This window comes from Peribacillus sp. NPDC097295 (genome assembly GCF_044761665.1).
In the GTDB taxonomy this organism is placed as follows: Bacteria; Bacillota; Bacilli; order Bacillales; family DSM-1321; genus Peribacillus.
Genome location: NZ_JBIWCW010000005.1, coordinates 192,110 through 216,801, shown reverse-complemented (window position 1 = coordinate 216,801; position 24,692 = coordinate 192,110). Strand labels below are relative to the sequence as shown.

Sequence of the window (24,692 nt, the reverse complement as noted above, 5' to 3'; positions counted from 1 at the left end):
TATAGAAAGCTGGTGTATGTTTTGTTTATCTACCGAGGAGAGGAAATAAAAACAACCGACCGAATGGCAGCGGAAAAGGGTCTTGATACGTTTACGTTGATGGAAAATGCGGGACGGGCTTTATTCGGGAGCGTCGTGAAAAAAGTCAGCAAAAAGCAACGGGTTCTGATCTTGGCGGGGAAAGGCAACAATGGCGGGGACGGAGTGGTTCTCGCCCGCTATTTAAAGCAACATGGATACACGTGTGAACTTGCCATCCCATTAGGGAAACCTGCTTCCGAGACGGCAGAGCGGCATTATCACTATTACCTCGAGTGCGGATTCGAGGTAGCGGAAATAGGTGGGACATATGATGTGTTGATAGATGCATTGCTTGGCGCCGGAGCGAGATTGCCAATGCGGGACAGTATCGTACGTTTGATTGACTGGATGAATGAACAGCCGGCTTTCCGGATTGCCGTCGATATCCCGACAGGCATTTTGGCGGATGTTGGTGAGGTGGAAAAGGCAATAAGAGCTGACCAAACATATATCCTTCATGGGTATAAACCATCGTCATTTTTGGATGGAAGTGCTGAATATTATGGTCAGACGGAAGTGCTTGATATCGGTTTACCGCAGACCTCCAATTGGCGGGTGTGGTCCAAGGAGGATGTGGCTGAAAGTTTCCCGAAACGGAACGCCGCCTCACATAAGGGCACCTTCGGGACGGGACTGTTGATAGCGGGAACGGACGAAATGCCGGGAAGTGCCATGCTTGCTAGCCTGGCAGCTATGCGTAGCGGAATAGGAAAACTGACGGTGGCGACGACAAGATTCGCTTCAGGAATCATAGCGGGACGGGTGCCGGAATGTACTTTTTTACATGGTGGACTGGAAAAAATAGCAGATGGAGAAATGCCTAAAGGGATGAAGAGCGTGTCAATCGGACCGGGATTGGATGATGAGGGAATGATTGACCGGGCGTTAAACGAATTATTGAAAAGTGACCTGCCGATCATCATCGACGCAGGGGCTCTTAAAAAACGCAGTTATCCTAATCGGAAAGCGATGACAATTTTGACACCACATCCTGGTGAGTTCAGTAGAATGACGGGGATTCCGACGAAGGATATACAGAAAGACCGCCTGCGCCTCGCTGTAGAATACGCCACCTCCAATAACGTCACTGTTGTACTAAAAGGAAGAAATACGGTGATTGCATTTCCAGATGGGGATGTATTGGTGAATGTGACTGGCAATGATGGCCTTGCCAAAGGCGGGACAGGTGATACATTAACAGGGATGCTCCTGGCGTTCACCTCGTATTATGAAGATAAGAAAGCGGCAGTGGCCAATGCTGTATACTGTCACGGGATGAGCGCGGAGCACTGGAACGAAACAAGAGCGAAAGCTAGTCTGCTTGCAAGTGATGTGAGTGAAAACTTGGCCTATGTCTTGAATGAATTCGAATAGGCTTTTGCTGTTATCTATGTTATCTACTAAAATAAGAAAAATAGAGTACCGTTATGGGGTACTCTGTTTTTCTGTGTAAAGGTCGAGTGAATATAACAAATATCGAGCATATTTCCCGGGAAACGTGAAAATTAAAAATTTAAGGAGAACAACAATCGTCATTTACCGTACTTTTTCTACATCGACACGGCCGGAAAAGAAGACGGCGCCATTGCCCATATCGGAGAGCCGGTCTGGCGTGAGGGAATTGATGTGCTGCTTTTTCCCAGGGGTGCTCTGCCAAAGCCCTTGGCTAACCAGGACGCCTTCGAGGACATTATCACCAGGCACGGCTTTTAATACACATTCACCGCGTTCGTTCCATATACGGACCATATCACCGTCTGTTATGCCTAATTTTAACGAATCTTCCGTATTCATATGCAGTTTCGGTTCTTTCTCCATCGAAATATGTTTCTCGTTATTCGAAAAAGTAGAGTTCAGGAAATTATGGTTCGGTGCCGGTATGAATAAGAATGGAAGGTCGCTGTCTTTCGTGATGGGCTTATAGGTTGGCAACGGTTCATATCCATGCTGGATCATCCGTTCGGAATAGAGTTCGATTTTGCCGCTCGGTGTCGGCAACTTTCCTGGGAAGATCGGTCGCATATCGGCTTTCACAAATTGATGTTCGGATAGAGTTTCGTAGGTGATGGTTTTTAAATACGGATTCTCGGGAAAATCAAGTGCTTGTCGAATCATGTCTTCCTCTGAATCTTGAAAAGCTTGTTCCTCGAAGCCCATTTTGGTGGCTAACAGTTTGAATAATTCGACATTAGACTTCGATTCCCCATACTTCTCGATGACTGGCTTTTGAATTTGTACGTAATTATGCCAGTAGGAAGTATAAAAGTCCTCCGTTTCATAGGAGGAAGTGGCAGGGAGGACCAAATCGGCAAACTGTGCCGTTTCTGTTAAGAATAAATCATGCACGACCGTGAATAGGTCTTCTTGCATCAGGCCCTCTTTAACCTTGTTGGCATTGGGAGCGACAAGGGCCGGATTGGAGCTGTATACAAATAAGGAGCGAACAGGATTTTCCTTTGCTAAAAGGACTTGACCGATTTGATTCATGTTAATGGTGCGAGTGGCTTTGTTTCGCAAAAGATCCGGACGCTGCAGGGCATGGGTGTTAAAGGCCAAATAACCAGAGTTTCCTTTCATGGCACCACCACCTTTAATAGTCCATTGACCGGTAAGAGCGGGAAGGCAGGCGATGGTCCTAACAGCCATGCCGCCGTTATCGTGATGTTGCAGGCCGTTGCCGATTCGAACGAACGATGGTTTCGTCTGGCCATACATCCGGGCTAATGTATAAAGGTCTTCAAGGGGAATGCCGGTGATCGTTGATACGGTTGCCGGGTCATATTGGCGGACATGCTCACGTAATTCGTCAGAGCCCACGGTATAGGTGTCCAGGAAGAGCTGGTCGACCAGATTTTCGGCATATAAGATATGCATGATGCCAAGGGCCAGTGCACCATCTGTACCGGGCAGGATGGGGATGAACCAGTCAGCCCACTTTCCGGTCTGGTTTTTATGGACATCGATGACCACCACCTTGGCGCCGTTTTTCCGGGCCTGCTGGGCAATTGTCACCTGGTGCATATTTGTGCTCACGGCGTTAATGCCCCACATGATGAAAAGTTTTGTATCAATTGTTTCTTCCGGATCGATTCCGAACGAACCGCCCATCGTATATTGGTAGCCGACAGAGCCGGCTGCGTTACAAATGGAACGCTCCAGCCTGCTTGCGCCTAGTCTATGGAAGAAACGTCGATCCATGCCTTCTGCACTTAGGTTCCCCATGTTTCCATAAAAACTGTAGGGAAGGATGCATTCGGGGCCATGCTGATCAATCAAGTTCTTCCACTTTGAAGTGATCATATCAATCGCTTCATCCCAGCTGATTGGGGCGAACTGGCCACTCCCTTTAGGGCCGATTCGCTTTAATGGCTGCTGAAGTCGTTTCGGGTCATATAGGCGGGCTGTCATGTTCCGGACCTTATTGCAAATGTTACCTTTAGTTGCCGGATGATTGGGGTCACCCTGGACTTTTATGATTTTTCCGTCTTTTTTGTGAAGGAGTAAGCCGCATTGGTCGGGGCAATCAAGGGAGCAAACGGATGGGAAGATCCCGTCCAGTTGTTTGGTATAAGGTTGCATGATATCGTCTCCTTTTAATCTGAAATTATATTTTTATCTCAATAGTCTATTAATTCAAGATTTTAATAGTTTTGGCAATTAGAAAGAACTACACTTATGTTTTTTTTTCTGATAAGCTTACTTTAATAAAATGGGCCTTCTTTAAGGAAGAGCCTTAAGTAATGGGGGATGAATCTTTGGAATATGGAGCAATAGTATCAATTGTCATTTATATGGCAGGCATGCTGTTAATCGGTTATCTGGCATACCGCAGGACCGCTAACTTAACGGATTACATGCTTGGAGGAAGAAACTTGGGTCCCGCTGTGACCGCCTTAAGCGCTGGTGCTTCCGACATGAGTGGCTGGTTACTGATGGGCCTTCCTGGTGCCATGTACTTGAATGGCTTAAGTGCAGGGTGGATTGTCATCGGATTGTCAGTCGGCGCATATCTAAACTGGTTATTTGTTGCTCCAAGACTTCGTACATATACGGAAATAGCAAATAATTCTATAACTATACCAGATTATTTGGGGAATCGTTTTAAAGATCATTCCCGAATTTTAAAAGTGGTTTCAGCTTTAGTCATTTTAATCTTTTTTACCTTTTACACATCTTCCGGTATGGTAGCTGGCGGGGAGCTTTTCCGGACGGCGTTTAACCTGGATTACCGATATGGGATTTGGCTGACGGCGAGTGTCGTCATTCTTTATACGTTATTCGGTGGTTTCCTTGCAGTAAGTTGGACGGATTTTGTTCAAGGAACAATCATGTTCATTGCCTTAATTTTAGTTCCTGTCGTCACAATTGTAAATATAGGTGGATGGACGCCTACCTTTACTGAAATAAAGTCGATTGACCCGACCCTTTTGCATGCGTTTGAAGGAATGTCGACAATTGGAATCATTTCTTTACTGGCTTGGGGGCTAGGTTATTTTGGTCAGCCGCATATCATCGTTCGCTTCATGGCGATTTCATCCGTGAAAGAATTGAAGAGTGCCCGCCGAATTGGCATGGGTTGGATGGTTTTTGCCATTGTAGGTGCCATGTTCACGGGATTGGTTGGCATTTCCTATTTCAACAAAACAAATGCGCCTTTAGGAGAAGCGAATGCAGAGTCTGTGTTCATCATCCTTTCGAAAGAGCTTTTCCCGTCTTTAATTACGGGGTTCTTACTGGCAGCGATTCTGTCCGCAGTTATGAGCACGATCGCTTCTCAACTGTTGGTTTCGGCGAGTGCGTTGACGGATGATTTCTATAAACAGTTTATTCGTCCGAATGCATCCGATAAGGAACTAGTCTTGGTCGGTCGGTTGGGAGTATTATTGATATCTGTGATAGCCCTTGCTTTGGCGTTCAATCCGAGCGGTACTATTCTAAAGCTGGTTGGGTATGCCTGGGCAGGTTTCGGCTCGGCATTCGGACCTGTCATTTTACTAAGCTTATTCTGGAGAAGAATGACAAAGTGGGGAGCGCTGGCAGGCATGATCGTCGGTACGGTAACGGTAATCGTATGGGAATCCATCGACAAGTTAGCGGAAGTCTACGAAATTATTCCTGGCTTTATCGCAGGTACGCTTGCCGTCGTGATTTTCAGTTTGTTATCGACGAAGCCTTCTAAAGAAATAGAGGAAGATTTCAATCAGGCTGTAAAAAACCTATCATAAACGTTCCCCTGTTGAAAGAGATGGCTGAATGGCGTTTTAGGCAATAAGAGAAACATGCTATACTAGCTGTAAAGTCCTTATGTGTAGAACATAAGGACTTTTTTTGAGTAAGTTGGTAATACTAACTCAAAAATCTACTACAAAGGATAAACAATGAACCATTCACATAAAGTTGCAGGTAAGATAGCTATTATTTATATGATTACAGGGGCAATATGGATTTTTGTTACGGATTATATATCAATGAGCCAAGCGAAAGAGAATGTTCAGACATATGCGATGTTCCAGCATTCAAAAGGGTGGGTGTACATCTTGATAACCGGGGTTATTCTATATCTCATCACCCGGTATTGGACAGGGAAAATGCTGGACTCACAAAGGGAATTCAATTTGAAGGATGAGCAATATCAATCCTTGTTCAAGCATAACCCTGATAGTGTTCTCGAATTGGATCTGGAAGGACGAATCGTGTCGATTAATCCGAAAGCTGAAACATTACTAGGTGCTCAAAGTGAGACACTAAAAGGAAAGCATGTGGAGCATCTCATACATGTGAGTGAAAGTGAAAGAAGATATTTCGCAAGGTCACTTGAAGGGGAAGCGGTCAAGTTTGAGATGAACCTTCAGAATGTGATGGAAGAAGAAAGAATCATGCGTGTGACCTTTTTACCGATCATTGTACATAAAGAGCTGCTTGGAATTTATGCCATCTTTCGGGACATCACCGATTTACGACGTGAGGAGGAATTGATGCTCATGTCTGAAAAGTTGTCCGTCATTGGGCATCTCTCGGCAGCCGTTGCCCATGAAATAAGAAATCCACTAACATCCTTAAAAGGGTTTGTGCAATTAATGGACATGACTAAAGAAGTGAATCCATTGCACACTGATATCATGTTGAAGGAAATTGACCGAATCCATATTATTTCGAGCGAGTTGCTTGTCCTAGGGAAGAAACAGGATGTCATCTTCCATCTGCTTGATCTTGAGGAATGTCTGATGGAAGTATATACGTTCATGAAAGCTGAAACGAATTTCAACAGTATTGAAATGAATATAGAAGTGAAAGAGACCTGCCCGGTATCAGTCATGGCCGATTCGATGGAGCTGAAACAGCTATTCATCAATATTATCAAGAATAGCATTGAGGCTGTTAGTGAGAATGGTAAAATTGATATATCCCTGCAAATCATGGATGAGCATGCTTTGGTCATTGTGAGAGATAATGGAATCGGGATGGAGCCAGAGCGCTTGGAGCATATCGGTGAACCTTTTTATTCGTTAAAAGAAAAGGGAACGGGAATCGGGCTTACCATCTGTCAGAAGATCATTCACCGGCTAAAAGGTGAGATGCGGTTTGAAAGTGAAAAACATAAAGGGACGACCGTGACAATTAGGATTCCATTGGCTACTACCCTATAACAAATGGTACTATAAAGAATAGGAAAAGTTTTTTTATTAAAGGAGAACGATATGAGCGAATTACCAGTATTAGTGAACGATAGAAAGCCATTTATCCAGGAGGTCTGGAAAAAGTCAGGCTTTGCACAACTTACCCCAGTTCAAGCGAAAACGATTCCTGTCATTGCACAGGGAAAAGACATCATGGCCGAATCTCCAACGGGGACGGGAAAGACACTTGCGTATTTACTGCCATTGCTTGAAAAAATAGATCCTGACAAAAAATCCCCCCAAGCCTTGATCTTGGCGTCATCACGTGAATTGGTGATGCAAATCAATGAAGAAGTCCGGATTTGGTCAGAAGGAAGCGGTATTTCTGGAGCAGCATTCATCGGTGGTGCCAATGTGAAACGTCAGTTGGATAAACTGAAGAAGCATCCACAGGTCATTGCGGGAACACCGGGCCGTGTCTATGAACTGATTGCCCAAAAGAAATTGAAGATGCATGAAGTGAAAACGATCGTACTCGACGAAGGCGATCAATTGATCATTCCCGAGCATATGCAAACGATTAACAATATTATCAAAACAACGCTTAAGGATCGCCAAATCATGGTATTCTCGGCAACTCTTCCTGAAGAAACGGAAAAAGTGGCCCGAGGTTTCATGAATGAACCTGAATTGATCAAGGTCGACAAAAGTGAGAAAATGGAGTCAAAAGTCGATCATCTTTATTTTGTAGTCGAAAGACGTGAAAAGTCCAAGATCCTGGAGAAAATCACAAGACTGAAAGATGTGAAGGCTTTGGCCTTTCTAAACGATATTGCCGAGCTTAGCGTGTTACATGAAAAGCTAAGTTATAAAGGCATTGAAATGGGAGTCCTTCACGGTGAATCGAATAAAGTCGATCGTGAAAAAGCGTTGCGTAAGCTTCGTTCGGGAAAATCACCGATGTTGATCGCAACGGATGTGGCGGCACGCGGACTCGATATCAAGGGACTAACGGCTGTCGTTCATATTGATATGGCGGAAAGTATTGATCAATATGTTCATCGGTCTGGCAGAACGGGACGTGCGGGTGCGGATGGTACGGTCATCTCGATCGTGACGGAACGGGAAGAGCGGGAGTTGAAAAAAATGGCTCGCGAACTTGAAATCCCCTTAACGAAGGTCGATTTCTATGGTGGAAACATCGTAGTAGAAGAATAGGCAGGAAGAATAGAGATGGCCATAAAGGCTGTCTCTTTTTTTTAAGATTTAATCGTTTGAATTAGAATTAGTGAACTAATAAACTAGTATTTCAGATGGATTGTCGCTTATATTGAAAACGCTTCCAAAATTAGTTTTTTTAACATATGATAGATATAGTCAGGAGATAGGGGGAGTTAGTATGGGAGAGAAATATAAGCATATTGAAACCGCAGTGATTCATGAAGGATATGATTCAAAAGAGCATTTGGGAAGCTTGACCACACCTTTGTTTCAAACTTCAACGTTTACCTTCGATACGGCCGAACAAGGGGAAAATAGGTTTGCTGGGTTAGAAGATGGATATATTTACTCGCGGCTTGGAAATCCTACGGTCCGGGTACTTGAAGAGAAGATTGCGGCCTTGGAAGGCGGGGAAGCGGGTCTTGCCTTTAGTTCAGGGATGGCTGCCGTTTCGGCGGTTCTTTTTGCTTTGACCAAAGCGGATGACCATATTTTGTGTTCGAAAGGGTTATATGGTTGCACCTTCGGCCTCCTTCAGCTGATGGAAGAAAAATACCGGATCACCCATGATTTTTGTGAGATGGAGACAGAGGAACAGGTAAGGAGCATGATTCGTCCGAATACGACTTGCATTTACGTGGAGACGCCGATAAATCCCACGATGAAGATGATAGATTTGGCAATGGTCATGAAAGTTGCGAAGGAGAATGGTGTGCCTGTCGTGGTCGATAATACGTTCTCCACTCCATACTTACAGCGACCGCTGGAATTTGGCTGTGATATCGTCCTTCATAGCGCGACGAAGTACCTCTGTGGGCATGGCGATGTCGTGGCGGGCCTTATTGTCGGGAAAAGGGAATTTATTAATCAAGTAGCTATGACGACGCAGAAGGATATCGGAGGGGTTATTTCGCCATTTGATGCATGGCTGTTGCTGCGCGGCTTAAAAACATTGCCAGTCAGGATGGATCGCCACACAGCCAATGCAACGGAAATCTTTCGCAAGCTGAAAGAACACCCGAAGGTTAAAGCCGTCTATTACCCAGGTGACATAGAATCACAAGATTATCGGATTACGGAAAAACAGATGAAATCCGGTGGGGGCATGATTTCCTTTGAAATGGATGGGACAAAACAGGATGCCCAAAAATTCCTGAATAACTTGAAACTGATCAAGATCGCCGTCAGCCTAGGAGATGCCGAAACCTTGATCCAGCATCCCGCCACGATGACACACTCGGCCATCCCAAAAGAATCCAGAGAGCAAATGGGCATCAACGACCAGCTCATAAGACTCTCCGTCGGCCTAGAATCCTGGCATGACATCTGGTCTGACCTTGAACAGGCATTTTAGGGGTCTGACCCCTTTTATTTCCGGGATTATTTCCCGCGGTTCCTGATGAGGACAGTCACGGATAGGATCAGGATGATGCCTGCCAGGATATAGGATGTGGTGGTGATTGTCGGATGGGGCGTGCTGTTCCTTACGCCGATTCCGATGATGGCCCAGACGAAGACAAGCGGGTAGCACCAGTCCTTATTTTTGACTGCAAAAAGAAATGCCAGGGCTGTGGCTACCAGTAACAGAATAATCGTCCATGTCACGTCGGAAATCCCGAATCCATCCCAGCCAATATAGGTCAGGTAGTAGGAGATGTTCGCGATGGTTGCAACGCTTACCCATCCTAGATAGAAGGAAAAGGGCATCAAGTCGAGAAAGGCATGCCTCACTTTTATAATGTTTGTGTAAATGACAATCAAGGTCAGTAAAAGTGTAATGATGATGATAACGGATAACAGGAAGTATTCGTAATGCCAAGCCAAAAGCCAGGCTCCATTTAATACACAGCTTAAGGCGAACCAAGGGAAAGAGACCATATATGCGGGACTTTTTTTGTGTTTGCCCATAAACTGTCTGGCTACCCAGATGGCAAGAAGAAAATAAATCAATCCCCATATCGAAAATACATAGCCGGCTGGGGTAAAAAGAACGTCCAGTTTCCCAGAAACTTCCCCTGAGGTTTGGCCGTTGAAGGGAAGGTAATTAGCCAGGAAATTCATCGTGATGACGAACAGATAGGCAACAAGATTGATAAGTACAATAAGCATCTGTCTTCCTCCTTTGATAGTAATTGGGACATATTATCTTATTCCTCATAAATTGCAGAGATAACCTTTTTTAGCACATCGGAAGGAAGGAATCTTATTAGTGGAGAAAAGATGGTACAGGATCTGTAAAGGGATAAAGGTACACACGTCTAAAAAATAAGGACCCTGCTACTTTTATTGCAGCAATGTCCTTTAAAGGTATTAAATTAATTAGTGGAATTAGGATTTAGCGTTAACAACCGCTTCATCCTTTTTTTCGGGGGTTCCATATTCTTCTTTTAATATGGAATAATAGGCGCTGTCTAGTAATGTACCCTTCGTCATGTGGCTTTTACGGTGAATCCCTTCACACTTCATGCCTAAGCGATCCAATACTTTCCCGGAGGCACCATTTATCACATCACATTCAGCAAATACTCGCTCCAAATCCAGTACATGGAAGGCTAATTCCATTATTGATTTTCCCGCTTCAGTCATATAACCTTTTCCCCAGAAATTTCGGTTTAAAGTATAACCCAGTTCTCCACATTTGCTCGATTCATGCACTCTGAATTCGATAGCCCCAATCATTTTGTTGTTTTCTTTTAACACGATTGCGTATTTGCCGATAGGCTCTTCCAAGAAATAATTTGCTATGAAGTTCCTGGTTTGGTTCAAATCTTTATGTTGGTCATAAAGGAAACGTGTCGTCTCTTCATCAGATGTATATTCATACATATCTTCTGCGTCATCTAGCGAAACAGGACGTAATATGATGCGTTCACTTTCCATATGACTGTGCTGAACCATTAAAAGGTTTGTGTTTGCCATGAAAACCCCTCTTTTATTCTAAATTTTCCAATTACTATAACATAAAACATCTTTGCCTAGGACCCCATTGCTTTTGATGTAGGGAAGGAAAGACAAAAGAACTAATTTGTACAGATTTCAATAACCCTTGACGATTTTTGAAGTAGGATTTCCCTAACAAAAAAGGTAATAGTAATTTTGTATAGTGATCAACCTCTTTCCTGTACTATGTGCTTGCAACTATAGGTTCATTTTAGGATGGAAGTTTTACATCGTTGCTTTAGGATGTTAAACTAAATGAAGATTCATAATATTAGTTAGTCCTTCGGGGTCGGGTGAAAATCCCAACCGGCGGTGATGAAGCAATTCTAAGCCCGCGAGCCTGATAAAGGCAGGATTTGGTGAGATTCCAAAGCCGACAGTACAGTCTGGATGGGAGAAGGACGTGTGAAACCCAAGTGTATGCTATACGTATGCCTATTTTTTCAAATGTTGAAATGATGGGTTTATTAGCTATACAATTTTTTCACTCATTTCTCCTGCTAACTCCTTAGGTCATCCTAAGGGGTTTTTTATATGTTTATAAAAGGGGGAAAACTATGTTTACTGGAATCATCGAGGAAATCGGTACTGTTCATTCCATAAAAAAAGGAATAAGCAGTATGCAATTGTCCGTTCAATCTGAGAAAGTCCTTGAAGATGTCCACATTGGAGACAGCATATCCGTTAATGGAGTTTGTTTGACGGTGACTTCTTTCACGAAAAGTTTGTTTACGGTCGATGTGATGCCGGAAACGGTAAAAGCGTCATCGATTCGGACAGTAAAGCCTGGTTCAGAGGTGAATCTTGAACGGGCGATGAGTGCTCAGGGACGTTTCGGGGGCCATTTCGTTTCAGGTCATATCGATGGAACGGGCACGATTCTGAAAAAGGAACGAAAAGAAAATGCGGTGTATTACGTGATTCAATTGGAAGAAGGTCTCAGTACATACTGCATTCCAAAGGGATCTGTCGCCATTGACGGGACAAGCTTGACGATATTCGGCATTGAGGGAAATCTATTGACTGTATCACTCATACCCTTGACCCATCAGGACACCATATTGGGCAGAAAGGCGTCAGGCGATATCGTGAACATTGAAAACGACATGTTAGGAAAATATATTATACATCAAATGAAAAAAAGCGAATCAAAACCAGGTCTGGACTTAGCATTTTTATCTGAACATGGATTTTAATAAAAGGCGGTGTAAAGGATGTTCCATACAATTGAAGAAGCGATTGAAGATTTGAAGGCTGGAAAAGTAGTCATTATTTCCGATGATGAAGACCGCGAAAATGAAGGTGATTTCGTGGTGCTGGCAGAAAAAGCGACACCAGAAGCAATCAATTTTATGGCAACACATGGCCGTGGTCTGATTTGTACGACCATTACCGAACAATTGGCGGAAAAATTGGATTTGCACCCCATGGTCAGTGATAACACCGACCATCATGGGACGGCATTCACCGTCAGTGTGGATCACAAAAGTACGTCTACAGGAATCAGTGCGTTCGAACGTTCGTTGACCATCCTGGAGCTTTTGAAGGAAGATTCGGTGGCCGAGGACTTTCAACGCCCTGGCCATACGTTCCCGCTAATAGCGAAAGCCGGGGGTGTGCTGAGCCGGACCGGACATACGGAAGCATCAGTGGACTTGGCCAAATTATGTGGGGCTGCTCCTGCAGGTGTCATTTGTGAAATCATGAATGAAGATGGAAGTATGGCACGCGTATCCGACCTGGAAATAATCGCTGAAAAATTTGGCCTTACATTCATTACGATCGCGGACTTGGTAAAGTACCGTAAACAAAAGGAATCATTGCAAGAACACATATACATTCAAAACGCGTAACGTCCGTTTATAAACTGAGGAGGAATTAGACATGGGGAAAATTATCGAAGCACAATTAATCGGATCAGGACTGAAAGTGGGAATCGTGGTCGGAAGATTCAATGAGTTCATTACAAGCAAGTTATTAGGTGGGGCAATGGATGGTCTTAAACGTCATGGTGTGGACGAAGATGACATCGACATCGCTTGGGTGCCAGGAGCATTCGAATTGCCGCTCATTGCCAAAAAGCTGGTGAACACAGGCAAATACGATGCAGTGATCGGGCTAGGGACGGTCATAAGAGGTTCCACTACGCATTATGATTATGTCTGCAATGAAGCGGCGAAAGGCATGGCTTCCGTTGCCTTGGATACAGGTGTTCCGGTCATTTTCGGATTATTGACGACCGAAAACATCGAACAGGCCATTGAACGCGCTGGTACTAAATCAGGCAACAAAGGGTACGAAGCTGCCGTTAGTGCCATAGAAATGGCCAACTTAGGAAAACTGATTGAACAGTAAAAGACCAAAAAGCCGCGGATAGGGGAATCCTATCTGCGGCTTTTTTTATTTTTCGGTGACTATTAGCTTTTTCAGGTTCTTCAATAGTTCTTCAAAACTGGTGAAGTTGTTTTCCATTTGGTTAATGAGTGTATTTTGATCCACCACACTCGCCGCGACTTCTTCAAGGGAAGCGGCATTTTCTTCTACGATACTGGCGACAGTGGTGACTTCACTTGTAGCCGCACTTGAATTTTGGGTCAAAGCCTGAAGCATGGTTTGAAGGTTGATCGATTGTTCCATGACTTGGAGCGTGTTTCCTTCCATCTCTTTGAAAACATGTTCGACATCGACCGATTTTTTCTTTATCATGCCTGCAACGTCCAAGCTTTGATTGACTCCGTCTGTGACTTCATTCGATTTAATAGAGATATTGTTTAAGATTTGTTGTATTTGATTGGTCGCTTGTCGGCTGTTCACAGCAAGCTTCCTGATTTCATCTGCAACCACGGCGAAGCTCTTTCCATGTTCTCCAGCTCTCGCGGCTTCAATGGATGCATTTAGGGAAATTAAATTCGTTTGTTCGGAAATATCTTCAATTGTTGCCAAAATCGTTTGAATCTGTTTGTTTTGCTGATTCAATTCTTCCATGAGGAAGGCTGATTGTTTAGCCTTTTCCCCAACCGATAATATATCTTGGGCAAGGGCAACCATTGCCTGGCGGCCGTCCTTGGTACTTGTTTCATTTTCCATCGTATGGCTTTTCATTTGATCGGAGGCATGGGTGGCTTTCTGGATTTCGCCATCGAATGAATCGATGGAATCTTTCACCTCGTTGACACTTAATGCCTGGGACTCAATATTCTTGGAGACTTCCATGAAGGCATTCGTAATTTCCTTAGAAATATTGCCGGTGACTCGGACATTTGCTTGAAGCTCATTGTAAAAGTCAGTCAATCCACGTACCGATTTGGTGATTTCATCAAGCATGTCTTGTGTCTCGGCTTCTGTCTGTCTGCTCTTTGCCAACGCTGCCAAGGCTGCATTAATGGATACACTTCCGATTAAACTAAAAATGATGGATAGAACGGCCGTTAAAATAAATAAAAGTATGATTCCAAGTATCGAACCACCTTGATCAGATATATTATCGGAAAAGGGTTCCGACCATAATAACAGATAAGTCAGGAACAAAGAATACAGGACCACGTACAAAATGACATGATAATAATCATAGTAAATGGATGTAAACAGAAGTCCTATGAATAACAGGCTCAGGGAAAAAAGGCTGTTTGATTGAATGACGATCGCCGCAAATAAAAGACTGATCATAATGCCAAAAATATAGGGAACCACGAGTGTCCATTTATCCTGCTTAATCAAAATGGCTGCCACAATGGTAGGGATAATACTGATAAGGGCAAGGATTCCGATGTTTAGCGGTGGAATTCCGACGGTGAATGAAAATATGAGACCTACAGCAATCATGAAGTATGTGAAGACAAGGATGGCTGAGTGTCTTGAGTTATTAATAATTTTTCTTGATGCACTTTCTGATCTGAATTGATACATTGTCATACCTCGATTTCTATTTAGTAACTTAACTATATTACGATGTAAATATTAAGAAATAAAGGAAAAAAATGAGGAAGTGCGGATTTTTTTTGCGTTCACAGCGGTTTTGGGTGGAACCATGTTAAAATAGTCGGATGTGATTATGCTACAATTGTAAAGATTGCAATTGAAAATCATTTCTTAGGGAAAAGTAAATATATCAGTTTTTAGGAGGGGTTTATGTGTACTATCTTTTTACACATAATGATTTAGACGGTGTCGGCTGCGGAATCGTAGCGAAGCTTGCATTCGGGGAAGACGTGGTTGTCAGTTACAATTCCATCGGCCGCCTTAATCAGAATGTAGAAGCATATCTTGAACAGGCAAAAATCGAAGATACATTGATCGTTACCGATCTTTCGGTAAATGAAGATAATGAAAAATTGATAACACAATTCGTTGAAGATGGAGGTCATGCGCTTTTAATCGACCATCATAAATCGGCATTGCATTTGAATGAACATGACTGGGCATCGGTTACGGTGGAACAGGAAGATGGGAAACAAACGGCAGCGACGTCTTTATTCTATCAATATGCGGTGGATCAAAAATGGTTGGAACCATCACAAATCTTCGCTGAATTCGTGGAATTGGTCCGTCAATATGATACCTGGGAGTGGCAGGCAAATAATAATCTAACGGCAAAACGGTTAAATGACCTGTTCTTCATGATCCCGATTGAAGAATTTGAAACGAAAATCGCACATAAGCTCTCATCTGCTGACACCTTCACGTTTGATGAAGTCGAACAGACTCTTTTGGGTGTGGAAGAAAGTCGTGTGGATCGGTACATAAATAGAAAAAAAAGAGAAGTGTATCAGACTACGGTCGGTCCCCATACGCTTGGGGTGGTCCATGCCGAGTCTTATCATTCGGAATTGGGAAATGAATTATCGAAAGAATTTTCTCACCTGGATTATATTGCGATCCTTATGGTCGGAAGTAAAAGAATCAGTTTCCGGACGATCCATGATGATATCGATGTTGCGGAAGTTGCAGGGAAATATGACGGGGGAGGCCATCAAAAAGCGGCTGGCTGCACGATGTCCGAAAAAGCATACAGCCAATTCGTCGAAAAGACCTTCTTCTCTGAACCAATTAAACGCGATGCTCATAAAAACCAGTTGAATGTTAAGAATTCACCAGATGGTTGCTTGTATTCGACCAGAGATAAGCAGGATATCTTCATTTATGAGAATGATGAAGAAGAAGAGTGGAACATTGAAGTGAACGGTAAAGAAGTGAAGAAATCGTTCGATACCTTCGAGGAAGCTGAAAAATACATGAAGCGTAAATACGCAGCATGGCTTGCCAATGATGAAAGGTACGAAGAGTTTGTTAATAGAGGGTAATGAAATGAAGCTGTCCAAATGCTGGACGGCTTTTTTCATACTTAATTTATAGAGGCCTTTTTACCTAAAAATACTTGACAAAAGTTTCTAAATGCAGAATAATCTTATTGTTAAGTGAATGATAACGATTATCAATTTCAACGTGAAAGGGGCGATGACGAATACATGCGGATGAACGTTAGTAACGTTGAAGTTGGTTACGATAAAAAAGTGATCGTAAACGGCCTGACAATTGACATTCCCGATGGTCAAATCACTACCATTATAGGATCGAATGGATGTGGAAAGTCCACATTATTGAAGGCCTTAACAAGAATTATCCCTTATCAAAAAGGCCAAATTTTTCTTGATGGAGCCGAAATACAAAAGAAAAATACAAAAGAGTTGGCAAGGGAACTTGCCATATTACCTCAAACGCAGGATAGTGCTGTTGGGCTGTTGGTGGAGGAACTGGTTTCTTATGGACGATTTCCATACCAAACAGGCTTTGGAAGCTTAAAGAAAGAAGATAAAGAAATCATCGACTGGGCCATGAGGTCTACCAATACCTATGAGTTCAGGCACAACTCCGTAGATGAACTTTCCGGAGGCCAAAAACAACGGGTTTGGATTGCTCTGGCGCTTGCACAAAATACAGACATCATTTTCTTGGATGAGCCTACAACCTATTTGGACATGGCACATCAGCTCGAAGTGTTAGAACTTTTGCAACATTTAAATGAAAAAGAGAATCGAACCATCGTGATGGTTTTACATGATTTAAACCATGCAGCGAGATTTTCCCATTTTATGATTGCGCTTGAGAGCGGGACTTTAATAAAGGCCGGCACACCAGAAGAAGTGATGATACCAGAGGTTTTGAAGAAAGTGTTCAAGATTGACGCAGAGATCAGTAAGGATCCTCGCACCAATAAACCAGTATGCATTACATATGATTTAATAAAAGGAGAATGAACATGAAAAAATGGCTTTTATTTATAGTTGCTGCTTTAATGGTTATTTTATCGGCTTGTGGAAATGATGATTCAAAGACTAAAGAAACATCTGATGGTAAGGATGATACAAAAAAATCGGGTACGATTAGTTATAAATCAGAAAATGGTACAGTTAAAGTTCCTGCTGATCCAAAGCGTGTTGTCGTTTTATCATTGTTTGTGGGCGATTTAATGGAAATGGATGTTAATGTAGTGGGGATGGATTCTTGGTCAAAAGACAATCCGGATTTCGCAAAAAAATATCCAGATGCTGAAGTTGTCGCAAGTACGGATTATGAGAAAATCATTGAACTTGATCCAGATTTGATCATCGGATCGAATGATGTGGAAGACGTTAAGAAATTAAAAGAAATTGCGCCAACGGTTATCTTCACATACGGTGCTTTAGATTATATCGATCAACGTATCGAAGTCGGTAAAGTGATCAATAAAGAAAAGGAAATGAATGCGTGGGTAAAAGATTTCCAAGCACGTTCAAAAGTTGTGGGAGACAAGATCAAAGCTGAAATCGGGGAAGATGCTACGATTACGGTTGCTGGTAACTCTGATAAACAAATCTATTTATTCGGGGATAACTGGGGCCGCGGAACGGAAATCCTATATCAAGAAATGGGATTGAACATGCCAAAGGCTGTTAAAGATGTGGCACTAGAGCCTGGTTACTTTGGGATTTCCGAAGAGGTATTAGGTGATTATGTTGGGGATTACTTGGTCCTTAATCTAGTGAAAGAAGGACAAGATACTTCATTCATGGACTCAACTTGGTACAACAATATACCAGCGGTTAAAAATAAAAAGGTGTTTTATGCGGAAGGTTCTGCGTTCTATTTTGCAGATGCCCATTCTTTCGATAAACAACTAGACTTCTTCGAAAAATCTTTCTTGGGTAAATAAGGGGAGATTTTAATGAAGATCTCCTATTCTATTATAAGTAAGATGGTTATATCGTTCATTGTATTGTTGGTGATCATGATCATGTCTTTAGGATATGGTGCAGCGAATACGAGTTTCCGAGAATTATATGAAGCTGTCATCGGACAAAGTGGGGGACCTTATTATGATGTTCTAAGGGAAATACGCCTCCCACGTGTCATCGCAGCCTTCTTTGTAGGTGCCGCTTTAGCGGTTGCCGGTGCGATCATGCAAGGGATGACAAGAAACCCTCTTGCCGATCCGGGTTTACTAGGTTTAACTTCAGGTGCCAATTTGGCTCTTTCACTTGTTTTGGCCTTCATTCCTGGCATCACCTTCTTAATGCTCATGTTCAGTTCTTTTATAGGGGCAATGATTGGCATGCTACTTGTATTTGGAATAGGTGTAACGTCGAGAAACGGTTTTTCTCCCTTGAAGCTTGTATTAGCAGGGGCGGCCGTTTCTCTGTTTTTACAAGCCATTTCAAGTGGTGTAGCGATTCTTTTTAATGTATCGAAAAATGTTAGCACGTGGACGGCTGGTGGATTGATCAGCACGACATGGGATGCTTTGATCATCGTCCCCTTCATCATCTTTGGATTGGTGTTAGCGATTGTCTATAGCAAACCATTGACGGTCCTGAGTTTAAACGAAGAAGTAGCGAAGGGACTCGGTCAAAAAACGAAGAAAATCAAAGTCATTCTCATGTTCGTGGTCATTGTTTTAGCAGGGACGGCAGTGGCCCTGATAGGGAACTTATCCTTTGTAGGTTTATTTATCCCACACATCGTCCGGAAGATCGTCGGTGCCGATTATCGCTCGATTATCCCGATGTCCATCATCATCGGGGGGGCCTTTATGGTGTTCACAGACTTCATTAGTAGAATCATCATTGCTCCTTTAGAATTACCGATCGTTGCATTGGTTTCCGTCATTGGTTTTCTATTCTTCTTGGTTTTAGTGAAGAAAGGAGGTCGTACTTTCTTTGCGTAAAAATAATAAAATACGTTTGATATATAGCCTGACGATCCTCTTGCTGATTTTAAGTATTGTAGGAGGAATCAGCTTAGGACCTTCTTCAGTGGGAATCTCTCAAATCATTCCGACTATAGTAGGGGAGGGAACTTTTAAAGAGGAATTCATTCTGTTTTCGATTCGACTTCCCCGTGTCCTGGTTCTTACCTTGGCTGGGATGTCGCTGGCTTTATCTGGTGCTATTTTACAGACTTTGACAAAAAATGATTTAGCTGACCCAGGTATTATCGGTATAAATGCTGGGGCTGGCGTTTCCATTACCTTATTTTATTTGTTAGTCGACGCCAACTTGGAAGCCTTTACCTATCAGCTACCGGCAGTAGGATTCTTGGGAGGACTGCTTACAGCAGGTCTCATCGTTCTGTTCACATTGGATAGGAAACACGGCATCCAACCGATAAAGCTAGTGTTGATGGGGGTTGGATTTGCTTCCGCTTTATCAGGGTTGATGATCATCTTGGTTTCCAGTGCCAAACAAGAGGATGTCCAATTCATTTCCAAATGGCTTGCTGGAAATATTTGGGGAGCGGATTGGCCCTTTATTTTTGCCCTTCTTCCATGGCTTTTAGTAGCGATACCCATCTTGCTATGGAAACAAAAAGCGATGAATTTACTGGCACTTAATGAAACCATAGCGAAAGGGCTTGGAGTTTCCCTTAATCGAGACCGGGGTCTATTGCTCATCATTGCAGTAGCCTTAGCTGCGTCCGCAGTTTCAGTTGTCGGAAGCATTAGTTTCATCGGATTGATTGCCCCTCATATCGCCAAACAACTGGTTGGTTCAAAGCACCAAAACTTCTTGTTTTTATCGCCAATCATTGGTGCGGTCATCTTAGTTTTCGCTGATACTTTGGGGCGTATCATTTATAGTGAACAAACGATTCCTGCTGGCATTATCGTGGCTATTATCGGGGCACCTTACTTCTTATATTTATTAAGAAAAACTGCTTAAGCATGTTTCGGACCATACACTAGAAAAAAACAGGTCTCCGATATCGGAGCCTGTTTTTTTCTATCTTTTTAATGGCACTGGATGGACGATCGTACGGGAATTTTTTTGTGGCATGGATTTTTGACGGTGGAGAATCGCGTTGATTTCTCCGCCAATCACTAAGCTCAGTCCGCTCAGGTACAGCCATAACATAAGGATGATGACGCCTCCTAAACTACCGTAAGTAGACGAATAATTAGCGAAATTACTGACGTAGAATGAAAACCCGATGGAGATGACGAACCATAGGATGGTCGCTGTCACTGCGCCCGGAATGACGTGTTTGAATGGAAAGGTCTTATTCGGTGCAAACCGGTATAAAAAGGCAAGCACGCAAGAGATAACCGCAATGGCGATAACCCATCGCAGTATGCTGAATAAGGTTTGTGTTTCTTTCGGAAGAGAAACGACTTCTTCCATTAAATTAATGAGCACTTTACCGAAAATAGGAAGAACCAGCATCACGCCAAAAGCGAGGACCAATCCTAATGTTAACAGGATGGAAATGAGGCGCGCCTTGATGAAATTACGTGTTTCTTCTACATCATAAGCGATGTTCATGGAATGAATGAATGCGTTCATTCCATTAGAGGCAGACCAGATGGTACCAAGGAAACCGAAAGTCAGTAGGCCGCCATTCCGTTCATTCAAAATCTTGATGATATTCTCTTCAATGACTCCCATCGTTTCGGATGGCATGAATGTCTTTAGAGTATCTATAGCTGTTTGCGTATCGATGTTCATATAAGGCAGGATCGATAGCAATAAAATAAGCAAAGGGAATAGTGCGAGTAGGTAATAGTAGGCCTGCTCAGCCGCCAGTCCCGTGACACGATCCTCTTTGACTTCCTTGATGAGTTTCTTACTAAAATCAATCGACTTATTCATTCGGGCATCACTCCTGAAAGGTTTCTTAGTTTATCTGCTTCTTTTCCCTCAGTTTGGATGTTTTAACCCTCATAACTGGAAATAGTGAAAAGTTGCCAGTTCTAATTGAATATTCAATGGGTGCCTCCGATATGCCTTGAAGGAGGATAACTAGTGGGAAATTTTTTGTGACGCTTCATCAACTAGTAAGCAAACTCGGGTGAAAAATGTGTTTGATCAATGTGAATGTTGATTTCCACTTCAGGCACTCGCTTTCCGCGGGCGGTCGGTGAGCCTCCTCGGCTTCGCCTGCGTTGTCTCCCTAGACACGCATTTCCCGCAGGAGTCTCGTACCTTCCGTTCCAATCCACTTTGCGTTATCATCAAGTAAAATATATTTATTCGAAATGTTTCGCGGGCAAAAGAGTATGGGTTGGATGATTAATCTAAGGGGACTTTTTTTAAAAGGTCGATGCCCTTTTGTCGACAAACTAAGGTCCAGACTTGCTGTCTGGACCTTTCTCGTTTAACTTTCTTTTTGGTGTTCTTTTTGGACTTTTGGCGGCGTCCATTTGAAGATTTTATTGAGGATCGTATAGATATGTTTGGATTCTTTCGTAAGAATTGGACCAAGAATCGCTAATGTCAACACGTACAATGCCGCAAACGGGGTGAGTATAGGCATTAAACCTCCGGCAATACCTAGGTTTGCAAGAATGATGGAGAATTCACCGCGTGATACGATGGTTAAGCCGATGTTGGCCGAGGCTTTATGGGATAAACCGGATTTACGTCCTGCAATCATACCAGCAATGAAGTTTCCGATGATTGTAATGATGACTGCTCCAAGAACCATCCATACAGCTCCACCAAGCGTTGTAGGATCGATACTTAATCCAAAGCTGAAGAAGAATATGGCTCCAAAGAAGTCTCTGAAGGGAATGACGAGCTTTTCAATACGGTCGCTATGTTCCGTTTCAGAAAAGACAAGACCGAGCAGTAATGCACCGATAGCTTCTGCAACGTGAATCGTTTCTGAGAAACCAGCGATAAAGAAAAGTAAGGCGAACACAACGATGATAAAAATCTCATCGGAGGTGATATTGAATAATTTATTGAGGAAACCGGATGCTTTACGGGCGATAACGAAAAATAACAGCATATATCCGATTGCAATAAACGTAGATAGAAGTGTTCCCCAAACTGAACCAGAGGAGCTTAATACCAAACCGGATACGACTGATAAATATACTGCCAGGAAAATATCTTCGAACATGATGATACCAAGGATAAGCTCTGTTTCGTTGTTACCTGTCCTTCTAAGGTCAACAAGCACTTTGGCAACAATGGCACTTGAGGAGAAACTGATGATTCCCGTCAAAATCAGGACTTCTTTAAGTGGGAGTCCCATGAGGAAACCATAGGCCAAGGCTAAACCAACATTGATGACAATGTAAATGGAACCGCCTGTCACGATGTTTTTTCCGGATTTCATTAGTTTTTTAACGGAGAATTCAAGTCCTAAATAAAATAGAAGGAATAGGATGCCGACTCTACCGAGGAAAGCAATAATTTCTTCACTTTCGATGAAACGTAGATCAATCACCCCGAAATGCGGGGCATGAGGTCCTACCAGCATGCCGACGATAATTAGGATGGGTACATTCGATATTTTAAATTTTCCTGCTATAAGAGCTGCGGCAGCAACCAATAACAGGGCGGTTCCTACCTCAAAGACTAAGTGATCCATTTGTACTTAGTCACTCCTTTCGTCGGTCAGTAATTCTCTAATCAGATTTTTGATATCTTTTCTCTCACCAGAAATGACAAGCGTATCGCCTGCAGCGATGATCGAATCCGGACCGGGGTTATTCAGTTGTTTTTTCCCTTTTTTAGAATGGGCAATAACGGTCACATTGTAATTGTTACGAATATCAATGTCACCGATTGTTTGATTAACGACTTTGGAACCTGGTTCCACTTTGAACCATTCGATGACCAAGTCCCCTAATGACATTTCGATTGTTTCGAGGGCCTGTGGTTTATAAATCATACCGCCTATGATGGACGCCATTTGACGTGCTTCCTGATCATTGAGTGTGATGCTTGAAATAACATCCTCATGATCGGTATCGAAGTGGTATAACTCCCTACGGCCATCATCGTGAATGACAATCACTAATTTTTCATCATTTCTCGTGATAATCTCGAATTTCTGGCCTATACCAGGAAGTTCGCTTTCTCTAATTTTCACTTGAATTCCTCCTTAAAATGGTGGTTTGAGATTACAAAATATAGAAATATGCTATAAATTCACGTCGATGATCGTCTTGAATTTATTCTCCTTGGAAATGCCAATGTATTTCAGTGTCTCAGATGGACTTGAATGATGATAATGCTTCTGGATCAAGGCGAGGGAAACCCCTTGCTTATAGGCGTGATATCCAAATGTCTTACGCATTGAGCTGGCCCCATACTTACCAATCAATCCGGCACCTTCCACGGCATCATGAATGATCCGGTGTGCCTGTTGGCGTGTGATCGGTTTTTTTGTCTTAGGTGATAAAAACAAAAATTGGCCTTCCATCACTTTCGAGTCCTTGATGTATTCTTGTAAAGCTGTGCGGACTTTCTGATTCAAATAGATTTGGATGACCTCGTCATTTTCCAAGCGTTGCTCATAAAACTCTTTAACTTTACCCGTTTCATCGAGAACGCTTGCCACGGTCACTTCCAACATCTCATTGATTTTCATCCCCGTATTGATCCCTAAAACAAATAACAAATAATCGCGGCTGGAGTGAGATCGCAAGTAACTTTTGATCTTGCTGATTTCATTGACATCCTTAAAGGCTTCTACATATTCCATAATTCTTCTTCTCCTCTTGCTAATGTAACTTAATTACATTATAACATAACTTATGTTACATTGCACACGTAGAGGTCAGGTTCTCCATCTTAGGCAAGCATATATTTAAAAGCTTGTCCCTTGCTGTTTCGCTTTCTGGTCTTGAAATTGTTTCGTGGCAAGCAGGGAGAACAGAAGGATGAGTTCGAATCCGTTCATGTATGCATCGCTTTTGATGGGGAGAGGAATAGCGCTACCGATGGTCATAATGACGGTGCCGACCAAATACCAGATCCATTTCTGTTTTCGCCAAATTACGAACGCGGAAACGATTAAAACGAGGGATACAATCAACACCATGACCGGCGGTCCACTTGATGCTGCTGCTTTGGCATAACTTAAAACCCCGTACTTCCATTCTGCATGCAACCTAAGGCCGAGCGTTTCAGTGAGTAGTTCATAGACTATAAGCGCTATCAATAAGATGTAGGTCATATACTTCACAAGCGAGATCTTGGCCCAACCTATGTCCGCTTTTCTAAGGGAATCCCAAGCAAAGAGAACCAATGTGGGTGTGAAAAGGGCATGGCCCCAATACCGAGCATAGCTGAACGATTCTAGAAAGGGCCGTGGTCCGATATACCGTCCGAATGCGAGCAGGGCATTATCCACCACCAGCCCGAAAATCACGAGTAAGAGAACGTTCGACGGAGAGACACATCCATACTTTTTAGCGAGGGAAACGGCCCATATGAAAAGGGCAACGTACCCGGCTAAATAGAAGAAATAGAGAAAAGTATCCATTCATGCAGCCTCCTTTTTATGTATTCTTTACTGAAAAGAATGGAAATATATCTTGCAAGGGAAAAAGGATTGAGGAAAATC

The 24,692-nt window shown here is 42.9% G+C and carries 21 protein-coding genes, 1 pseudogene and 1 riboswitch; of the genes and pseudogenes, 13 read left to right on the top strand and 9 right to left on the bottom strand.

Going from position 1 to position 24,692, the window contains the following annotated elements:
- The first annotated feature begins 12 nt into the window (after nucleotides 1–12).
- A complete protein-coding gene (locus ACIQXN_RS11760; RefSeq protein ID WP_402966502.1) occupies nucleotides 13–1,455 on the top strand; it encodes an NAD(P)H-hydrate dehydratase in 1,443 nt (480 codons plus the stop codon).
- A gap of 162 nt (nucleotides 1,456–1,617) precedes the next feature.
- On the opposite strand, the gene ACIQXN_RS11755 is transcribed toward ACIQXN_RS11760, so the two are convergent.
- On the bottom strand, nucleotides 1,618–3,660 hold the full coding sequence (locus tag ACIQXN_RS11755; protein ID WP_402966500.1) for a molybdopterin oxidoreductase family protein: 2,043 nt from the start codon (nucleotides 3,658–3,660) through the stop codon (nucleotides 1,618–1,620).
- 161 nt (nucleotides 3,661–3,821) lie between these two features.
- On the opposite strand from ACIQXN_RS11755, the gene putP reads away from it, so the two are divergent.
- From putP to megL, 4 genes are all read left to right on the top strand, one after another.
- On the top strand, nucleotides 3,822–5,306 hold the full coding sequence (putP, locus tag ACIQXN_RS11750; RefSeq protein ID WP_402966498.1) for a sodium/proline symporter PutP: 1,485 nt from the start codon (nucleotides 3,822–3,824) through the stop codon (nucleotides 5,304–5,306).
- A 153-nt stretch (nucleotides 5,307–5,459) separates the two neighbouring features.
- Entirely contained in the window at nucleotides 5,460–6,728 is a 1,269-nt protein-coding gene (locus ACIQXN_RS11745) for an ATP-binding protein (protein WP_402966496.1), read from the top strand.
- Between the two features lie 51 nt (nucleotides 6,729–6,779).
- Nucleotides 6,780–7,916 carry a DEAD/DEAH box helicase gene (locus ACIQXN_RS11740; RefSeq protein WP_402966494.1) on the top strand — a complete coding sequence of 379 codons (1,137 nt, stop codon included), beginning with the start codon at nucleotides 6,780–6,782 and terminating at the stop codon, nucleotides 7,914–7,916.
- A gap of 181 nt (nucleotides 7,917–8,097) precedes the next feature.
- Complete coding sequence (megL, locus tag ACIQXN_RS11735; protein WP_402966492.1) at nucleotides 8,098–9,273, top strand: methionine gamma-lyase; 1,176 nt, start codon at nucleotides 8,098–8,100, stop codon at nucleotides 9,271–9,273.
- Nucleotides 9,274–9,299: 26 nt separating this feature from the next.
- Here the strand turns inward: megL and ACIQXN_RS11730 are convergent, their stop codons facing one another.
- Nucleotides 9,300–10,028, bottom strand: coding sequence for a tryptophan-rich sensory protein (locus ACIQXN_RS11730; protein ID WP_402966490.1), 729 nt, complete (start codon nucleotides 10,026–10,028; stop codon nucleotides 9,300–9,302).
- Nucleotides 10,029–10,247: 219 nt separating this feature from the next.
- A complete protein-coding gene (locus ACIQXN_RS11725; protein WP_402966488.1) occupies nucleotides 10,248–10,838 on the bottom strand; it encodes a GNAT family N-acetyltransferase in 591 nt (196 codons plus the stop codon).
- A 296-nt stretch (nucleotides 10,839–11,134) separates the two neighbouring features.
- A riboswitch (FMN riboswitch) is annotated at nucleotides 11,135–11,265 on the top strand.
- 151 nt (nucleotides 11,266–11,416) lie between these two features.
- Between ACIQXN_RS11725 and ribE the strand changes: the two genes are divergently transcribed.
- From ribE to ribH, 3 genes and pseudogenes are all read left to right on the top strand, one after another.
- Nucleotides 11,417–12,055 carry a riboflavin synthase gene (gene ribE / locus ACIQXN_RS11720; protein WP_402966486.1) on the top strand — a complete coding sequence of 213 codons (639 nt, stop codon included), beginning with the start codon at nucleotides 11,417–11,419 and terminating at the stop codon, nucleotides 12,053–12,055.
- Between the two features lie 18 nt (nucleotides 12,056–12,073).
- A pseudogene (ribB, locus tag ACIQXN_RS11715) lies at nucleotides 12,074–12,682 on the top strand (3,4-dihydroxy-2-butanone-4-phosphate synthase); the annotation flags it as partial.
- Between the two features lie 61 nt (nucleotides 12,683–12,743).
- Nucleotides 12,744–13,214: a 6,7-dimethyl-8-ribityllumazine synthase gene (ribH, locus tag ACIQXN_RS11710; RefSeq protein WP_402966484.1), complete on the top strand. Its 471-nt coding sequence runs from the start codon at nucleotides 12,744–12,746 to the stop codon at nucleotides 13,212–13,214.
- Between the two features lie 45 nt (nucleotides 13,215–13,259).
- Here the strand turns inward: ribH and ACIQXN_RS11705 are convergent, their stop codons facing one another.
- Nucleotides 13,260–14,765 carry a methyl-accepting chemotaxis protein gene (locus ACIQXN_RS11705; RefSeq protein ID WP_402966482.1) on the bottom strand — a complete coding sequence of 502 codons (1,506 nt, stop codon included), beginning with the start codon at nucleotides 14,763–14,765 and terminating at the stop codon, nucleotides 13,260–13,262.
- A 224-nt stretch (nucleotides 14,766–14,989) separates the two neighbouring features.
- On the opposite strand from ACIQXN_RS11705, the gene ACIQXN_RS11700 reads away from it, so the two are divergent.
- From ACIQXN_RS11700 to ACIQXN_RS11680, 5 genes are all read left to right on the top strand, one after another.
- Complete coding sequence (locus ACIQXN_RS11700) at nucleotides 14,990–16,159, top strand: DHH family phosphoesterase (protein ID WP_402966480.1); 1,170 nt, start codon at nucleotides 14,990–14,992, stop codon at nucleotides 16,157–16,159.
- A gap of 165 nt (nucleotides 16,160–16,324) precedes the next feature.
- A complete protein-coding gene (locus tag ACIQXN_RS11695) occupies nucleotides 16,325–17,113 on the top strand; it encodes an ABC transporter ATP-binding protein (protein ID WP_402966478.1) in 789 nt (262 codons plus the stop codon).
- Nucleotides 17,114–17,115: 2 nt separating this feature from the next.
- Entirely contained in the window at nucleotides 17,116–18,048 is a 933-nt protein-coding gene (locus tag ACIQXN_RS11690; RefSeq protein WP_402966477.1) for an ABC transporter substrate-binding protein, read from the top strand.
- 12 nt (nucleotides 18,049–18,060) lie between these two features.
- Nucleotides 18,061–19,059: a FecCD family ABC transporter permease gene (locus ACIQXN_RS11685; protein WP_402966476.1), complete on the top strand. Its 999-nt coding sequence runs from the start codon at nucleotides 18,061–18,063 to the stop codon at nucleotides 19,057–19,059.
- Nucleotides 19,052–20,053: a FecCD family ABC transporter permease gene (locus tag ACIQXN_RS11680; RefSeq protein WP_402966474.1), complete on the top strand. Its 1,002-nt coding sequence runs from the start codon at nucleotides 19,052–19,054 to the stop codon at nucleotides 20,051–20,053. Before ACIQXN_RS11685 ends, ACIQXN_RS11680 begins: the two co-directional genes overlap by 8 nt.
- 60 nt (nucleotides 20,054–20,113) lie before the next feature.
- Here the strand turns inward: ACIQXN_RS11680 and ACIQXN_RS11675 are convergent, their stop codons facing one another.
- From ACIQXN_RS11675 to ACIQXN_RS11655, 5 genes are all read right to left on the bottom strand, one after another.
- Complete coding sequence (locus tag ACIQXN_RS11675; RefSeq protein WP_402966472.1) at nucleotides 20,114–20,980, bottom strand: YihY/virulence factor BrkB family protein; 867 nt, start codon at nucleotides 20,978–20,980, stop codon at nucleotides 20,114–20,116.
- Between the two features lie 505 nt (nucleotides 20,981–21,485).
- Nucleotides 21,486–22,709 carry a cation:proton antiporter gene (locus tag ACIQXN_RS11670; protein WP_402966470.1) on the bottom strand — a complete coding sequence of 408 codons (1,224 nt, stop codon included), beginning with the start codon at nucleotides 22,707–22,709 and terminating at the stop codon, nucleotides 21,486–21,488.
- A 6-nt stretch (nucleotides 22,710–22,715) separates the two neighbouring features.
- Nucleotides 22,716–23,213: a cation:proton antiporter regulatory subunit gene (locus tag ACIQXN_RS11665; RefSeq protein WP_402966468.1), complete on the bottom strand. Its 498-nt coding sequence runs from the start codon at nucleotides 23,211–23,213 to the stop codon at nucleotides 22,716–22,718.
- 51 nt (nucleotides 23,214–23,264) lie between these two features.
- The gene (locus ACIQXN_RS11660) at nucleotides 23,265–23,828 is read right to left on the bottom strand and encodes a tyrosine-type recombinase/integrase (protein WP_402966466.1); all 564 of its coding nucleotides are present in this window, start codon (nucleotides 23,826–23,828) and stop codon (nucleotides 23,265–23,267) included.
- Between the two features lie 105 nt (nucleotides 23,829–23,933).
- On the bottom strand, nucleotides 23,934–24,611 hold the full coding sequence (locus ACIQXN_RS11655; RefSeq protein ID WP_402966464.1) for a hypothetical protein: 678 nt from the start codon (nucleotides 24,609–24,611) through the stop codon (nucleotides 23,934–23,936).
- Nucleotides 24,612–24,692: the final 81 nt, after the last annotated feature.

Excerpts from the sequence above, each read along its gene's own strand:
- ACIQXN_RS11755 (WP_402966500.1), bottom strand. The coding sequence starts at position 3,660 with ATGCAACCTTATACCAAACAACTGGACGGGATCTTCCCATCCGTTTGC.
- putP (WP_402966498.1), top strand. The coding sequence starts at position 3,822 with ATGGGGGATGAATCTTTGGAATATGGAGCAATAGTATCAATTGTCATT.
- ACIQXN_RS11745 (WP_402966496.1), top strand. The coding sequence starts at position 5,460 with ATGAACCATTCACATAAAGTTGCAGGTAAGATAGCTATTATTTATATG.
- ACIQXN_RS11740 (WP_402966494.1), top strand. The coding sequence starts at position 6,780 with ATGAGCGAATTACCAGTATTAGTGAACGATAGAAAGCCATTTATCCAG.
- megL (WP_402966492.1), top strand. The coding sequence starts at position 8,098 with ATGGGAGAGAAATATAAGCATATTGAAACCGCAGTGATTCATGAAGGA.
- ACIQXN_RS11730 (WP_402966490.1), bottom strand. The coding sequence starts at position 10,028 with ATGCTTATTGTACTTATCAATCTTGTTGCCTATCTGTTCGTCATCACG.
- ACIQXN_RS11725 (WP_402966488.1), bottom strand. The coding sequence starts at position 10,838 with ATGGCAAACACAAACCTTTTAATGGTTCAGCACAGTCATATGGAAAGT.
- ribE (WP_402966486.1), top strand. The coding sequence starts at position 11,417 with ATGTTTACTGGAATCATCGAGGAAATCGGTACTGTTCATTCCATAAAA.
- ribH (WP_402966484.1), top strand. The coding sequence starts at position 12,744 with ATGGGGAAAATTATCGAAGCACAATTAATCGGATCAGGACTGAAAGTG.
- ACIQXN_RS11705 (WP_402966482.1), bottom strand. The coding sequence starts at position 14,765 with ATGTATCAATTCAGATCAGAAAGTGCATCAAGAAAAATTATTAATAAC.
- ACIQXN_RS11695 (WP_402966478.1), top strand. The coding sequence starts at position 16,325 with ATGCGGATGAACGTTAGTAACGTTGAAGTTGGTTACGATAAAAAAGTG.
- ACIQXN_RS11690 (WP_402966477.1), top strand. The coding sequence starts at position 17,116 with ATGAAAAAATGGCTTTTATTTATAGTTGCTGCTTTAATGGTTATTTTA.
- ACIQXN_RS11685 (WP_402966476.1), top strand. The coding sequence starts at position 18,061 with ATGAAGATCTCCTATTCTATTATAAGTAAGATGGTTATATCGTTCATT.
- ACIQXN_RS11675 (WP_402966472.1), bottom strand. The coding sequence starts at position 20,980 with ATGAATAAGTCGATTGATTTTAGTAAGAAACTCATCAAGGAAGTCAAA.
- ACIQXN_RS11670 (WP_402966470.1), bottom strand. The coding sequence starts at position 22,709 with ATGGATCACTTAGTCTTTGAGGTAGGAACCGCCCTGTTATTGGTTGCT.
- ACIQXN_RS11660 (WP_402966466.1), bottom strand. The coding sequence starts at position 23,828 with ATGGAATATGTAGAAGCCTTTAAGGATGTCAATGAAATCAGCAAGATC.
- ACIQXN_RS11655 (WP_402966464.1), bottom strand. The coding sequence starts at position 24,611 with ATGGATACTTTTCTCTATTTCTTCTATTTAGCCGGGTACGTTGCCCTT.